The following is a 16018-nucleotide window of genomic DNA, read 5'->3' as shown; positions in this document are numbered from 1 at the left end:
TCATGGGTGTGCTGCACGAGCGGTTCGCCTCGGGTGTGGCTGCCGGTCCGGAGCAGCTGGCCGAGTTGCGGACGCTGCAGGACATCGTGGGCTTCATGTCCGGTGCCGCTGCGTCGGCTGCTGTGGCTCCTGTTGCTGTGCCGGTTGCGGCTGGTGTTGTGGGGCCTGATGCGGCGACGGTGACGTCGGTGCTGTTGGAGGTGGTGGCGCAGAAGACGGGTTATCCGGCGGAGATGCTGGAGTTGGGGATGGATGTCGAGGCGGATCTGGGCATCGATTCCATCAAGCGGGTGGAGATCATGGGTGTGCTGCACGAGCGGTTCGCCTCGGGTGTGGCTGCCGGTCCGGAGCAGCTGGCCGAGTTGCGGACGCTGCAGGACATCGTGGGCTTCATATCCGGCCAGGATGCTCCCGCTCCGCAGGCCGGCCCGTCCGCCGACTCCGCCCCGGCCCCGGCGCCCGAGCCGGAAGCCGCCCCGGAACGCGGCCGGATCGGCCGGGCGCAAGCCGCCCTGGCCGAGCTGCCGGTCCCCGACCAGCTGGTGAACGCCTACCCCGAGTCCTCCGGCGCGCTGCTGGTGGACGACGGCGGTGAGCTGGCCCCCGAGATCGCCGCCAAACTCCAGAGGCAGGGCTGGAAGGTGCACGTGCTGCGGCTGCCCGGCGTGCCGCAGCGGGTGGACGGCGCAGTGGACCACGCGCTGAGCGGCTGGGGCGTCACCGAACTCGCCGCGCGGGTCGAGGAGGCGCTGGGCGAGCGGATCAGCCTGGTGCTCGACCTGTGCACGGTGCCCCCCGCGGACTGGACGGAGGGGGCGCGCCGCCTGGCACACACCCTGCTGGTGGCCAAGCACCTGGTGGAGCCGCTGAGCAGCGCCGCCGCCTTCGGCCGCGCCGCCTACACCACCGTCACCCGGCTGGACGGCTCCTTCGGCCTCGGCGGCGTCGACGAGCAACTGGCGCCGATCGGCGGCGTCGCCGGTCTGGTCAAGACCCTGGCCGTGGAGGCTCCGGAGCTCTTCTGCCGGGCCATCGACCTGGCGCCCGGCCTGGCGCCCGGTGCCGCCGCCGCGCTGGTGCTCGGGGAGGTCCACGACGCGGCCGGCGAGCCCGTCCAGGTCGGCCACGACGGCACCCGCCGCGTCACCCTCACTCTCGCAGAGCAGCCGCTGCACCCGGTGGGTGCGAAGCCGCAGCCGCTGAGCTCCGAGGACCTGCTGGTCGTCACCGGAGGCGGGCGCGGCATCACCGCGGCCTGCGTGGTGGAGCTGGCGCGGCGTCACCAGCCGGGCCTGCTGCTGCTCGGCCGCACCCCGCTGGAGGAGGAGCCGGAATGGGCGCGCGGGGTGCAGGACGCCGCGGCGCTCAAGGCCGCTGCCGTCGCGGACCTGAAGGCCGCGGGCGAGAAGCCCACCCCGAAGCGCGTCGAGCAGGCCTACCGGGCCGTGGTCGGCGGCCGCGAGGTGCGGGCGACCCTGGACGCGCTGCGCGCGGCGGGCAGTCACGCCGAGTACCTGGCGGTGGACATCACCGACCCGCAGGCCACGGCTGCCGCCCTCGCCCCCTACCGGGGCCGGGTCACCGGCCTGGTGCACGGTGCCGGGGTGCTCGCCGACCAGCTGATCGCGCAGAAGAAGGCCTCCGAGATCGAGCGGGTCTTCGCGCCCAAGCTGGCGGGACTGCGGGCCGTGACGGCCGCGCTGGACGCGGACGCGCTGCGGCACGTGGTGCTCTTCTCCTCGGTCGCCGGCTTCTTCGGCAACCGCGGCCAGTCCGACTACGCGATGGCCAACGAGGCGCTCAACGCCTGGGCGTCCTCCTGGAAGCAGCGCCACCCCGGCGCCCGGGTCACCTCGCTCAACTGGGGCGCCTGGGACAGCGGCATGGTCTCCCCCGAGATCAAGGCCGTCTTCCGGGAGCGCGGGATCACCCTCATCCCGCAGGAGACCGGCGCAGCGATGTTCGCCGACCAGTTCGCCGCCGAGCGCGCGGACGACGTGGTGACCGTGCTCGGGCCGACGACCCCGCTCTCCGAGCGCCTCCCGGCCGCTCCCGTCGCCTCCGTCACCGTCGAGCGGCGGATCGCCGGGCTGGCCCAGGAACCGATCGTGGCCGACCACGTGATCGGCGAGGCCCCCGTGCTCCCGGCGGCCGTGGCCCTCGGCTGGGCGATCGGCGCGGTGGAGCGCGCCACCGGCGGCGAGGTCCGCCAGGTGCGGGAGTTCTCGGTGCAGAAGGGCATCGTCTTCGACGGCACCCAGCCGGAGGACTGCCGCCTGGTCATCAGCCCGCTGCCGGAAACCTCCGGCGCCGTGCAGGCGGCGATCCGCTCGGTGAGCCAGGACGGCGCGGTGCGGCCGCACTACGCCGCCGTCCTGGACACCGCGCCGGCCACGCCCCAGGCGCCCGTCGCAGGGCTGCCCCCGCTGGGCGCCGGCCGGGCAGCGGACGGCCTCTACGCCGACGGCACCCTCTTCCACGGCCCCTCGCTGCGCGGCATCCGGCGAGTGCTCGCCGAGGAGGAGTCCCGGCTCGTCCTGGAGTGCGCGCTCGCCGAGCACTGCACCGCGGGCGGCGCCTTCGCCGGTGCCCGCTACGCTCCCGGCACCGCCGACCTGCTGCTGCAGGCCACGCTGGTGTGGGTGCGGCTCTTCCGAGGCAGCGCCGGGCTCCCGCTCGGCGTCGGCCACGCCGAACTGCACCACCCGCTGCCCGACGGCGAGCCCTTCCTCGTCCTGGTGCAGCCCGGCTCCGCGAGCGCGGGCGCCGAGGCCCGTCTCACCGTCACCGCCTGCGCCCCCGACGGGCGGGTGCTGATGCGTCTGCACGACGTCTCCGTGATCTCGGCGCCGCAGCTCACGGCCAAGTTCGTCGTCGGCTGACCTGCCCGTCCGCATCCGACTGACGACCTGACCCGGTCGGCCCGGCCGGTGCGCCCCCGCGCGCCTGCCGGCCGGGCCGACCGACTACGGAGGGACCTCGCTCTGATGAGCAAGTACGCCATCGTCGGCCTGTCCTGCCTCTTCCCGGGCGCCCGCACCCCCGCCGAGTTCTGGCAGAACCTGCGCAGCGGGGCGGACGCCCGCCGGGAGGGCGGTGACGAGATCTTCGGCGCGACGCCCGAGGACGCCGACCTCGACCCGCAGCACCGCATCTACTGCCGCCGCGGGGGCTTCATCACCGACTTCGCATTCGACCCCACCGGCTACCGCCTCGACCCCGAGCAACTCGCTCCCCTCGACCGGATCTTCCACTGGTCGCTCCACACGGCCCGCGAGGCTCTACGGGACAGCGGCTACGAGACCAAGCGGGAGACCCTCGCCCGCACCGCGCTCATTCTCGGCAACTACTCCTTCCCCACCCCTACCTCGGCCCGGATCAGCATCCCGCTGGCCCGAGAGGCGGTGCTCGAGGGCCTGCGCCAGGCCGGGCTGCCCGCGCTGGCCGGGCTTCCGTCCGGCGTTCAGCTGGTCGACGCCGACCCCTTGCGCAGCGAGAACCTACGGGTCAGCGGCTCCCCGGCGGCCGTGACCGCCGCCGCGCTCGGCCTCGGCGGCCCGCGCTACGCCCTGGACGCCGCCTGTTCCTCCGCGCTCTACGCGCTCAAACTGGCCTGCGCCCACCTCGCCGCCGGGCAGGCCGACCTGGTGCTGGCCGGCGGCGTTTGCGCCCCGGACCCCACCCTCATCCACCTCTCCTTCAGCGACCTGCACGCCTACCCGGAGAGCGGCTTCAGCCAGCCCTTCGACAACCGCTCCGAGGGCATCCTCACCGGCCAGGGCGCCGGGGTGGTCGCCGTGAAGCGGCTCGCCGACGCACTGCGGGACGGCGACCGCATCCACGCCGTCATCGACGGCATCGGCCTGAGCAACGACGGCAGCGGACGCCACCTCCTCGTCCCGCAGGCCGGCGGCCAGCTCGCCTCCTACGAACTCGCCTACGCCGAGGCCGACGTCGACCCTTCCACCATCGACTACCTGGAGTGCCACGCCACCGGCACCCCGCTGGGCGACGCCACCGAGGCCGAGTCCGTCGCCGCCTTCTTCGGCCGCCACGGCAAGGTACCGCTGATCGGCTCGGTGAAGGGGAACGTCGGGCACCTGCTCACCGTGGCCGGGCTCAGCAGCTTGCTCAAGGTCATCCTGGCCATGGACGACGGCCACATCCCGCCCACCATCGGCGTCGAACAGCCGGTGCGCTCCAGCGACGGCCGGGTGGGGGAGGGGGTGCTGGTCCGCGAGGGCCGGCCGTGGCCCGAAGGGGTGGGACCGCTGCGGGCGGCCGTCTCCGCGTTCGGCTTCGGCGGCACCAACGCGCACGTCGTGCTCTCCGCGCCCGAGGCCGCGGAGACCTGGGAGCCCGTCGAGGAGCCCCCGGCCGAGCTGCCCGCGCTGGACATCGTCGGCCTGGGCGCGCACTTCGGCCCGCTGGACGGTGTGGACGCGCTCGAACGGGCCGTCCACGCGGGCACCGACGCGTTCGGCCCGCTGCCCGAGCGGCGCTGGCGCGGCCTGGAGCGGACCCGCGGCGGAACGCTCGAACAGGCCGGGCTGGCAGGAGAGTCCGTACCGCGCGGCGCCTACGTGGACGGGGTGGACATCGACCCCGTGGACCACAAGATCCCGCCCGCCGACCTGCGCACCTACAACCTCCAGCACGCGCTCGCCACACAGGTCGCCGACGAGGCGCTGCGCGACGCCGGTTACAGCCGGACCGTCCCACCGGGCGCGAACGCGCCCGAGCCACGGCGGATCGCGGTGGTGGTGGCGATGGAGCTGGAGCCGTACACACACGCCAGGCTCACCCGGTACACGCTGGGGAGCTTCCTGCGGGAGCAGTTCGAGACCGCGGGAGTGGAGCTGACGGAGCAGCAGCTCGCGGCGGTGGCGGCGGTGGGCCGGGACGCGGTGGTGCCGCCGATCGTGGCCAACGAGGTGCTCAGCTACATCGGCAACGTGATGGCCAGCCGGATCTCCTCGCTGTGGAACCTCACCGGCCCGTCCTTCACCGTCTCGGCGGAGGGCTCGGGAACCGCGGAAGCCCTGGAGGTCGCCCGGTTGCTGCTGCTCGACCCGGGTGTCGAGGCGGTGCTGGTCGGCGCGGTCGACCTCGCCGGCTCCGCGGAGCACCTGCTGCTGCACCCCGACGTGGTCTCCGAGGCGGGCCTGACCTTCGCCGAGGGCACACGCGGCCTGCGGGTCGGCGAGGGCGCCGGCGCCGTCGTCGTCACCCGCAGCGGCGAGTCCGAAGGCCGCCGCGTCTACGCCCGCCTGGACGCCCTCGCCCTGCGCACCGCCCAGGCCCGCGACGGCGCGGCACCGCAGGCGGACGCCGCCACGCTGGCCGCCACAGCGGAGGAGGCGCTGGCCGCCGCCGGGATCTCCGCCGCGGAGGTCGGCTACGTCGAGGCTCACGCGGCAGGTACCGCCCCCGAGGACGACGCCGAACTCACCGCGCTGGCACGGGTGTACCGTCCTGCCGGGCACGCCGAGCCGAGCACGGTGGCACGGGACGACGCCGAGGACGGCCCGACGACCGCCGCCGCGGACGCCACGGCAGCCCCGCGCCAGGACCTCGCCGAAGGAGCGGCCGCCGCGCGCGAGGCCCGGGCGCCGGAGCACGGTGAAGGTCCCGCGCGCGCATCCGCCGACACCCCGGACCCGCTCGGCGATGCCCCGGCCCTGAGCAGCCCCGCCGACCCGACGCGCACCACCGCGCTGGGAAGCGTCACGGCTCAGATCGGGAACGCAGGGTGCGCCTCCGGGATGGCAGGGCTGATCCGAACCGTGCTCTGCATGCACCACGGGTATCTGCCCGGCACCGCCGGGTGGCAGCGGCCGGCCGCGGAGTTCGTGGAGGGCTTCGCCCGGTCCGCGCTCTATGTGCCCGAGCGGTCGCGGCCCTGGCTGCGTACCTCGCGGCGGGCGCGGCGGCATGCCGCCGTCAGCATGCTGGGGGCCCACGGCGCCTGCGCGCATCTCGTGCTCTCGGCGGACGGTACCCACGGGCGCGCGGTGGACGCCGACTGGCAGCGGGCCGAGGGCCCGGTCCTGCTGGCGCTCTCCGCCGCGAGCCTCGACGGCCTGATGGCCTCCGTCGAGCGGCACCGCGGTCTGCTGGACGGCGGCGCCGACCCGCTGACGCTGGCCCGCGCAGCCGCCCGCGAACTCCCCGGCGCGCCGCTGCGCGCGGTGCTCGTCGGCCGGAACGCGGCCGACCTTCGCCTGCAACTGGAACTCGCCGCACGGGACATCCCCGGTGCGCACGCCGCGGGGGGCGAGTGGGCCACCCCGGCCGGCTCCTACTTCACGGCCCGCCCGATCGGCCCGGAGGGCAAGGTCGCACTGGTCTACCCGGGCGCGTTCAACTCCTACCCGGGCCTCGGCCAGGACCTGTTCCGCGCCTTCCCCGGCCTGCTGGAGCACTTCGAGGCGCAGGCCGAGGAACCGGCCCGGCAGTTGCGCTCCGCCCTTCTCCACCCACGCACGTTCGTGACGCCGGGACGGCGGGAGCTGATGGAGCTGGAGTCCGCGCTGGGCGAGGACGTGCCGTTCATGCTGGCCACCGGCACCAGCTTCGCCATCCTCTACACCCACCTGGTGCGGGAGATCCTGGGCGTCACCGCGCACGGCGGCTTCGGCTACAGCCTGGGCGAGTCCAGCATGCTCTTCGCCACCGGCGGCTGGCTCGCCGAGGGCCGCCGCGACGACCTGATCAGCACCACGCCGATCTTCCGGGACCGCCTGGTCGGCCCCCGCCGCACCGTGCGCGAGCTGTGGCAGGACATACCGGCCGGGACCCCGGACAAGGACCTGTGGGCTTCGCACGTCCTGCTCACCGACCAGCGGACCGCCGAGGCCGCGCTGGCCGGATACGACCGGGTCTTCCTCACCCACGTCAACACCCCCGGCGAACTGGTGATCGCGGGTGACCCCGCGCAGTGCCGCGCGCTGATCGAGGAGTTGGGCTGCCCGGCGGCGCGCTCGCCGGTCAGTGTGGTGATGCACTGCCCGGTGGTGGACGCCGAACTCGACGGCCTGGCCGGGCTGAACGACTACCCGACCGGCTCCATCGAGGGCCTGGAGCTGTTCTCCGCCTATGACTACCAGGAGCTGCCCGGTCTGGACCGGGAGCGCATCGCCCGGCGCATCGCGCACACTCTGCGCTCCACCATCGACTTCCCGCGCCTGATCCGCACCGCCTACGACCGCGGCTACCGCTACTTCATCGAGGTCGGCCCCGGCGCCACCTGCTCCCGCTGGGTGCGCGACACCCTCGGCGAGCAGCCGCACGTCGCGGTCTGCGTGGACCGGCGCGGCGTGCCGGCCACCAAGTCGATCGCCCAGCTGGCCGCCCGGCTCGTCGGGCACGGCCTGCCGGTGGACCTCACGGCGCTGCTCGGCGCGGAGGCCGAGGCCGAGGTGCCCGCCCCGGCCAGGCGCACCGCCCGGTTCCGGGTGGGCGGCGGCGACCCGGTGCCGGAGCGGGTGGCCCGCAGGGTACGTGCCGTCGCCGCGGAGGCCGATCTGCTGACGTCCCATCAGCCGATCGCTCGTCCCGTCGCTCAGCCAACCGCCATGCCGGCCGCCCAGCCGGTCGCCACGCCGGTGGCCGTGCCCGCCGCCTCCGCTCCAGTGCCCGCTTCCGGACCCGCCTCCGCCTCCGCCCCCGTCCCGTCCACCGCACCGGAGGAACCCGATCCCATGCCCGCCGACCCGACCGTCATGGACCCCGAGGCCATCGTCTTCGACGGCGACCCGATCGCCTTCCTGCCGTGGGCGCCGACGAGCCCTGAGCAGCCCGCCACCGCAGCCCGCGTCCTGCCCGACCGCCCCGAGCGTCCCACCGCACCGACCGCCCCGGAGGCGCCCGCCGGCCCGAACGGCACCGGCGCGCCCGCCGCGGACCTGGTGCGGGAGCTGCGTCGTCAGATGATGTCCACCCATTCGGTGGTCATGGAGACCCAGCGCGTCCTCCAGGACGCCACCCTCAGCCGCGCCGAGGCCCTGGTCGCGGGGGAGCCGATCCCCTCACAGGCCCCGCCGACCCCGGCCGTCCCCCGGCAGAGTGCGCCCGCACCACTGCCCCCGACGGCGCCCGCGCCCCAGCCCGCCCAGGCCGTCCCGGCCGCAACCGACGCGCCCGGAGACACCCCGCTGGAGGGGGTGATCTGGGACGAGGCCGCACTGCTGGAGTTCGCCACCGGGTCGGTGGCCAAGGTGTTCGGCCCGCAGTTCGCGCCGATCGACGCCTACGCCAAGCGGGTCCGCCTGCCCGCACCGCCGTACCACTTCGTCACCCGGGTGACCAAGCTGGACGCGCGGACCGGCACGTTCGGCCCCGCCACCATCACCACCGAGTACGACATCCCCGAGGACGCCTGGTACCTGGTGGACGAGGGTGCGCCGCCGGCCGTCACCGTCGAGGCCGGCCAGTGCGACCTGCTGCTGGTCAGCTATCTCGGCATCGACTTCCGCAACAAGGGAGAGCGGGTCTACCGCCTGCTGGACAGCTCGCTGATCTTCCGCGGGGGGCTGCCCCGGGCCGGGCAGACACTGCGCTACGACATCTCCATCGACCGCTTCGTGCACAACGGCGACACCACGCTGTTCTTCTTCAGCTACAACTGCTACGCCGACGGAGAACTGATCCTGGAACTCCGCGACGCCTGCGCCGGGTTCTTCAGCAAGCAGGAGCTGGACTCCTCGCTCGGCGTCGTCATCACCGAGCGCGAGCGCGCCGAGCGCGCCGCCCTGACCAAGGGGTACTTCAAGCCCCTCGCCCGCACCGGCAAGACCCTGCTCACCGCTGCCGACCTGGAGCTGCTCGCGCAGGGCCGGCACGGTGAGGTCTTCGGTCCCGAGCACGCCCAGGACGAGGGCCTCAACCCGGCCCTGCGGCTGCCGGACGCGATGCTGCGGATGGTGGACGAGGTGACGGTGGACCGCCTCGGCGGCCCGCGCGGCCTCGGCAAGCTCACCGCCGTCAAGCGCCTGGAGCCGGACGCCTGGTACTTCACCTGCCACTTCCCCGACGACCCGGTACTGGCCGGCTCGCTGGTGGCCGAGGGCGCGGTGCAGCTGCTCCAGATCTACCTGCTCCACCTGGGCATGCACCTCACCCTGCCGGACGCCCGCTTCCAGACCGTCACCGACGAGCGGATCGACGTCCAGGTGCGCGGGCAGGTCACCCCGGAGCACCGGGAGATCCGCTACGAGGTCGAGATCATGGAGATCACGCTGCTGCCGCGGCCGACCGTGATGGCGGACATCCTGGTCTACCTGGGCGACAAGCCCGTCATCAAGATGCGGAACCTCGGCCTTCAGGTGCGGGAGAAGGACGGCACCCCCTACCGCCCGGAGACCGGGGGAGTGCCCGCCTTCCTCGGTCGGCGCAACCGCAGCGGCGAACCCGCGATGATCAACGAACTGCACCTGGCGCACGCCGCCAAGGGCCTGCTGGACATGGCGATGGGCCCGGAGTTCGAGGTCTACCGCAGCAGCCGCGCGCCCTACATCCCCAACGGCGACTTCCAGTTCGTGGACCGGGTGATGTCACTCAAGGGCACCCGCGGCGACCTGGGCCCCGGTTCCGAGATGGTCACCGAGTACGACTCGCCCGCGGACGCCTGGTACTACCGGCAGAACTCCTACCCGCACATGCCCAACTGCGTGTACATGGAGACCTCGCTGCAGGCGGCCATCTTCCTCGGCTACTACCTCGGCGCGACCCTCAAGGACCCGCAGCAGCAGTACTCCATCCGCAACCTGGACGGCCGGGCCACCCTGGTGAAGGACGTGGACCTGCGCGGCAAGACCATCCGCCACCACTCCAGGCTGCTGATGACCAGTGCCGTCTCGGGTGCCGTGCTGCAGAACTTCTCCTACGAGCTCTCCGCGGACGGCGAGGTCTTCTACACGGGCGAATCCCTCTTCGGCTACTTCAGCGAGGCCGCGCTCGCCAACCAGGTCGGCCTGGACAACGGCAGCTATGTGGCCCCGTGGATCGAGCAGGAGCCGCCCGCCGCCGAGCGGGTGCGCCGCATCGAACTCGCCGAGGACGCCCCGGCGTTCACCGACCCCACCGGCGGGCACCTGCACCTGCCCGGCGGGAACTTCCACCTGGTGGACCACGTCGACCTGGTCGCCGACGGCGGCCGGCACGGCGCCGGCTACCTGCACGGCTACCGCCAGGTGCGGCCCGACGAGTGGTACTTCGACTGCCACTTCCACCGCGACCCGGTGATGCCCGGCTCGCTCGGGGTGGAAGCCGTACTGCAGGCCATGCGGCTGTTCGTGCTGGAACAGGGACTGGCCGAGGGCATCGAGAACCCGCGCTTCGCGATGGCCACCGGTGTGGAGATGAGCTGGAAGTACCGCGGGCAGATCCTGCGCAACGACGGCGAACTCCGCTTCGACGTGCACATCAAGGAGGTGCGGCGGGAGGCCGACCGGCTGCTGCTGATCGCCGACGCCGACCTGTGGAAGCCGGGCCTGCGCATCTACGAACTCACCGACGCGGCCATCGAGGTTCGCTCCGCTCCCGCCCACGCCTGAACCAGCCTAGGAGCTGCGTTTCCATGTCCACCACGCACCCCCAGACCCCGCTGCGCTGGTACGGCGACGGCTACCCCAGCACCGACCCGGCCGGCGTCTACCAGGCCCTCGCAGACCTGGAGAACCCCTGCTTCGTCGTCGGCACTCCGCAGGGGCCCGGAGCCGTCTCCGGAGGCACCGCCACCACCACCGGCGAAGGCCCGCAGCTGCTGGCCGCCGCCGCCCCACTGCCCCCGCACCGGCTCGGCTCCTCGGCCTTCACCGCCGCCCATGGCGTGCGCCAGCCCTACATGGCCGGGGCCATGGCAGGCGGCATCGCCTCCGCCGACATGGTGATCGCGCTGGCCCGGGAGGGCTTCCTGGCCTCCTTCGGCGCGGCCGGGCTGCTGCCCGAGGTGATCGAGAAGGCGCTGCTGCGGTTCACCTCCGAGATCCCCGGACTGCCGTACGCCGTCAACCTGATCCACAGCCCCAGCGAGGACCGGCTGGAGCGCGAGGCCGTGGAGCTGTTCCTGCGTCACGGCGTGCGCTGCGTCGAGGCGTCCGCCTACCTGGACCTCACGCCGCACGTGGTGCGCTACCGGCTGGCCGGGCTGCGGCGGGACACAGCCGGGCGGATCGTGGCGGACCACCGGCTGATCGCCAAGATCTCCCGTCAGGAGACCGCCGAGCGCTTCATGCGCCCCGCTCCCGCCGCCACCGTCAGCGCCCTGCTGGAGCAGGGGCTGATCACCGCCGAGCAGGCCGCGCTCGCCCACCACCTGCCGCTGGCCGACGACATCACCGTGGAGGCCGACTCCGGCGGCCACACCGACCGCCGCCCGCTGCCCGCCCTGCTCCCGGCCATCCTGCGGCTGCGCGACCACGTGCAGCGCGAGCACCGCTACCCGGTGCCGATCCGGGTCGGCGCGGCCGGCGGCCTCGGCACACCGGTCGCGCTCGCGGCGGCCTTCGCCATGGGCGCGGCCTATGTCGTCACCGGCTCGGTCAACCAGTCCTGTCTGGAGTCCGGGGCCTCTGCGGCCGCCAAGGCGATGCTCGCCGACGCCGGCATCGCGGACTGCGAGATGGCCCCGGCCGCCGACATGTTCGAGATGGGCGTCGACCTCCAGGTACTCAAGAAGGGCACGCTCTTCCCGATGCGCGCCCGCCGCCTCCACCAGCTCTACCAGGCGTACGACGGCCTGGAGGCGCTGCCGCCGGCCGAGCGCGCCCGACTGGAGCAGCAGATCTTCCGCCGCCCGCTGGAGGACGTCTGGCAGGACTGCGTGACCTACTTCGAGCGCCGCGACCCGGACCAGCTCACCCGCGCCGCGGACAGCCCCAAGCGCCGGATGGCCCTGGTCTTCCGCTGGTACCTGGGCATGGCCTCGCGCTGGGCGGTGACGGGGGAGCAGGACCGGGCGCAGGACTACCAGATCTGGTGCGGACCGGCCATGGGTTCCTTCAACGACTGGGTCACCGGGAGCTACCTGAAGAACCCCAGCAACCGCCGGGTCGCCGATGTCGCCCACCACCTGATGCGCGGCGCCGCCTTCCACACCCGCCTCGCCCAGCTGCGCCTGGCGGGCGTGCACTTCCCGGCCGGCGTCTCCGACTACCGCCCCGTCCCGCTGGAGACCCCGGTCGGCATCGCACCCACGGCAGGTGCCAGGTGAGCGCCGACCTGACCCCCGAGGCGCTGGAGCAACTGCTCGGCGACCCGGGCGACCCCGCCAACCCGTACGGTTACGCCGCCGCCGTCGCCCGCGACGAGGCGGACGCCTTCCCCGAGCAGCTCTGCGAGAGGCTGCGCCACGCGGGCTTCCACCTCAACTACCTGCCGAAGCAGTGGGGTGGCGCCTTCGAGTCCTTCGACCGCAGCCTCACGCTGGTCCGCGCGGCGGCCCGCCGGGACGTCACGGTCATGCCCGGCACCATGTTCAGCATCATCGCCGCCACCTGCCTGCAACTGCACGGCACCGCGGAGCAGCAGGAGCGGGTCGCGCGCATCCTGCGGGACGGCGGCGCCGTCGCCTTCGCGCTCACCGAAGCAGACCACGGCAGCGACCTGCTCGCCGGAGAAGTGCGGCTCGACGCGGACGGGCTGCTCCACGGCGAGAAGTGGCTCGTCGGCAACGGCCTGCGGTGCGAGGCGGTTTACGTCGTGGCCCGCACCGGCGAACGCGGGCCCGGCGCCTTCACCTCCTTCCTGCTCGATCTGACCGACGAAACCGTCGACCACGACGATCTGACCCGGCTGCCGGCGCCGCGGACCGGCGGCATGCGCGGCATCGACCTCGCCACCGTGCGCTTCGACGCCCTCCCGGTGCCGTGGGACGCCCAGGTCGGCAAGGAGGGCGAGGGCCTGGAGGTCGCCATCCGGGCCCAGCAGGCGGTGCGGTTGATGAGCATGGCGGGTTCACTCGGCATCGCGGACACCGCCCTCAGGCTCACCCTCGACTTCGCCGCCGAGCGCCGGTTCGGCCGTACGGCGCTGTCCGCAACGCCGTACGCGGCACGGGAGTTGTCGATCGCGTCCGCCGCACTGCTGGCGGCGGACGCGGTGGCGCTCTCCGCCGCCCGCGGTGTGCACGTGGTGCCGGAAGCGTTCAGCGTCTGGGGCCTGGCCGCCAAGCACCTGGTCGCCGAGGCTGCCGACGACCTGCTGCGCCGCTGCGGCACCGTGCTGGCCACCCGCTCGGTGCTGCGCGAGCAAGCCCCCGGGGACGGGGTGTTCCAGAAGCTGCAGCGCGACTCGGCCGTCGTCCGCGTCATCGACGCCAGCCCGTACGCCAACCTGCGCGCCTACTGCGGCCAGCTGCCCACCCTGCTCGCCACCACCGAGACGCCTGCGCCGCAGACCCTGCGCCGCATCTTCACCCTGGACGCCGAGCTGCCGCCCTACGAGCCCGCCCGCCTCGACCTGATCGCGCGGGGCGTGGACCCGGTGCTGGGCGGGCTGCCGACCGTGGCCGCGTCCGTCCGCGCGGCCCTGGACCACGACACGTCGGACCTCGTCGACCGCCTGTCCGTGGCCGCCGCCGGCCTCGCCGCGCAGGCCGCGGCCGCGCGTCGGCCCGGCGCCGACCCCAACGCCCTCGCCGACCTCGCCGAGCGCTACGCCTCGCTGCACGGGGCCGCCTGTTGCGTCCACCTGTGGTGGGCCAACCGCGAACGCCCGCTCTACGGCGCCGAGCCCGGTGCCACCGGCTGGCTGCGCGCCGCTCTCGCCTACCTGCTGGCCCGCGCCGAGGGCACCGATCCCCGGTGGTGCGGCCCGCACCTGCTGCCCGCCCTCGACGCCCTCGCCGCCCTGCGCGAGCAGGGCCTGCTCTTCACCGCCACTCCCGTCCGCCTCGCCGCGAAGCCCCAGGAGGCCGCTGATGGCCAAGGCTGATCTGACCGCACTGGCCGCCCGGCTGGAGGAGTTCCTCGGCTGCCTGCACGATCGGGCCGGGCGGATGCCGTACGCCCGGTTCACGGAGCCGTACGAGCGGGAGTCCCGCCCGTACGAGTACCTCCAGTTGCTGCGCGGCTGGGCCGTACCGGAGTCCGTCCTCGTCGGTGAGCAGTCCGCCACCCCCCGTCCGCCTCGCCGCGACTCCTCGGGAGGCCGCTGATGCCCAAGGCTGATCTGACCGCACTGGCCGCCCGGCTGGAGGAGTTCCTCGGCTGTCCGCACGATCCGGCGAGCCGGATGCCGTACGCCCGGATCATGGAGCTGGACGAGCGGGAGTCCTACCCCTACGAGTTCGTCCAGATGCTGCGCGGCTGGGGGGTGCCGGAGTACGCGCTGCCCAGTGAGCAGGGCGGCCGCGCCGGCGACGTGGAGGCCGAGTTCAACCTGGTCCGGCTGGTCGCCCGGCGGGACCCGGCCACCGCCACCGCGCTGATCATCACCAACCTGGCCTTCATGCCGGTGTGGATCGCCGGCACCGACGAGCAGAAGCGCCGGATCGTCGCGGCCGTCAAGCACGGCCACCGGCTCTCCTGGGGCCTGTCCGAACGCGCCCACGGCAGCGACCTGCTGGCCAACGCCATGACCGCCACCCGGGTGGACGGCGGCTACCTGCTCACCGGTGAGAAGTGGCTCATCGGCAACGCCACCTGGTCGGACGGCATGGTGGTCTTCGCCCGCACCAGCGAGCGCGGCGGCACCGGCGGCTTCTCCGTCTTCGTGCTCGACAAGCGCACCGCCCCGGTCGGCAGCGTCCAGGAGCTGCCCGGTGAGCGGCTGCACGGCCTGCGCGCCATGGACATCAGCGGCCTGCGGGTGGAGGGCGTCTTCGTGCCGGAGGAGGCCCGGCTCGGCGCCGAGGGCCAGGGCCTGGAGACCGCCCTCAAGGCCACCCAGACCGCGCGGGCCCAGATCAGCAGCATCGCGCTCTCCGCGGTGGACACCGGGCTGCGGCTCACCCTGGACTTCACAGAGGGCCGGATCATCCTGGGCCAGGCCGTCAGCGACATCCCGTACAGCCGCCGCCAGCTCACCGAGGTCTTCGCCGACCTGCTGGTGGCCGACGCGGTCAGCCTCGGCGCGGTGCGCGGGCTGCAGGTGACGCCGCAACAGGTCAGCGTCTCCTCCTCGGTGGTGAAGTACTTCGTGCCGACCCTGCTGGAACGCACCATGTCCCAGCTGGCCGTCGTGCTCGGCGCCCGCTTCTTCCTGCGCGGCCACCCGCACTACGGCGTGTTCCAGAAGATGCTCCGCGACCTGCTGGTGGCCAACTTCGCCGACGGCAACACGGTCGTCAACCTGCGCAACCTCGGCCACCAGTTGCAGCCCCTCCTGACCAAGGCCGTCAGCGGGGACCAGCAGTCGCGTTCCGAGGCGGTGCGCAACGCCGCCGTGCTCTACGGCATCGAGCAGCCCATGCCGCCCTACCGGCCCTGGCTGCAGGAACTGTTCAGCCGCGGCCGGGACGACACCGTGCTCGCCGCGCCGGACGGCATCGCCCGGCTGCGCGCCCTCGCCGAGGAGGCCAAGGAGGACGACCGGCGTGACTGGCTGCGCCGTGCCGCCGACTCCGCCGAGGAACTGCTCGGCCACACCGCCTCGCTGGCCGAGCGCTGCGAGCGGCTGCGCGCCGAGCTGGGCCGTGCCTACGGTCAGTCCGCCGAACTCTTCGACCTGGCCAAGGAGTACTGCCTGGTGCACGCCGCCGCCGCATGCGTGCTCACCTTCGTCCACTCGCACGAGGCCCTGCAGGAGCCACTGCCCAACGGCGCCGTGCTGCTGCTCCAGCTGGAGCGGCTGCGTCGGCACCTGCGGCCGCACGAGGCCGTCACCGACGAGGCCGTGGTGGACGAGGTGATGCGGGTACTGCGGCACTTCCACCGCGAAGACCGGCTCTTCTCGCACTGGCAGTTCCCGCTCGCCACGCGCGCCGTCGACCAGGACGCCGTGCGCTCTTGACCCCCGAGGAGGACACCGGCGTGAGCCACGTCCCGCAGACGCCGCCCGTTTCACCCCCGGACCC

Annotated in this window: 6 protein-coding genes; all 6 read left to right on the top strand. The window is 73.6% G+C overall.

Features of this window, described 5'->3' with window-relative positions; genetic code table 11:
• Positions 1-2882: SDR family NAD(P)-dependent oxidoreductase (locus tag ACFYZJ_RS28060; RefSeq protein WP_388572429.1), on the top strand; the 2882-nt coding region annotated here is incomplete at its 5' end.
• A 105-nt stretch (positions 2883-2987) separates the two neighbouring features.
• Positions 2988-10556: a beta-ketoacyl synthase N-terminal-like domain-containing protein gene (locus tag ACFYZJ_RS28055; protein ID WP_388572427.1), complete on the top strand. Its 7569-nt coding sequence runs from the start codon at positions 2988-2990 to the stop codon at positions 10554-10556.
• Between the two features lie 23 nt (positions 10557-10579).
• Entirely contained in the window at positions 10580-12214 is a 1635-nt protein-coding gene (locus ACFYZJ_RS28050; protein WP_388572425.1) for a PfaD family polyunsaturated fatty acid/polyketide biosynthesis protein, read from the top strand.
• A complete protein-coding gene (locus tag ACFYZJ_RS28045) occupies positions 12211-13935 on the top strand; it encodes an acyl-CoA dehydrogenase family protein (RefSeq protein ID WP_388572423.1) in 1725 nt (574 codons plus the stop codon). Before ACFYZJ_RS28050 ends, ACFYZJ_RS28045 begins: the two co-directional genes overlap by 4 nt.
• Positions 13922-14158, top strand: a complete 237-nt coding sequence (locus ACFYZJ_RS28040) for a hypothetical protein (protein WP_388572421.1) — start codon at positions 13922-13924, stop codon at positions 14156-14158. The genes ACFYZJ_RS28045 and ACFYZJ_RS28040 overlap by 14 nt, the downstream gene beginning before the upstream one ends.
• Positions 14158-15954 carry an acyl-CoA dehydrogenase family protein gene (locus tag ACFYZJ_RS28035; RefSeq protein WP_388572419.1) on the top strand — a complete coding sequence of 599 codons (1797 nt, stop codon included), beginning with the start codon at positions 14158-14160 and terminating at the stop codon, positions 15952-15954. The genes ACFYZJ_RS28040 and ACFYZJ_RS28035 overlap by 1 nt, the downstream gene beginning before the upstream one ends.
• Positions 15955-16018 lie beyond the last annotated feature (64 nt).

Source organism: Streptomyces sp. NPDC001848, from assembly GCF_042891915.1.
Lineage (GTDB): Bacteria > Actinomycetota > Actinomycetes > Streptomycetales > Streptomycetaceae > Streptomyces.
The sequence above is the reverse complement of the archived record's forward strand: the minus strand, read 5'-3'. Positions and strand labels throughout refer to the sequence as shown.

Excerpts from the sequence above, each read along its gene's own strand:
- ACFYZJ_RS28035 (WP_388572419.1), top strand. The coding sequence starts at position 14,158 with ATGCCCAAGGCTGATCTGACCGCACTGGCCGCCCGGCTGGAGGAGTTC.
- ACFYZJ_RS28055 (WP_388572427.1), top strand. The coding sequence starts at position 2,988 with ATGAGCAAGTACGCCATCGTCGGCCTGTCCTGCCTCTTCCCGGGCGCC.
- ACFYZJ_RS28050 (WP_388572425.1), top strand. The coding sequence starts at position 10,580 with ATGTCCACCACGCACCCCCAGACCCCGCTGCGCTGGTACGGCGACGGC.
- ACFYZJ_RS28040 (WP_388572421.1), top strand. The coding sequence starts at position 13,922 with ATGGCCAAGGCTGATCTGACCGCACTGGCCGCCCGGCTGGAGGAGTTC.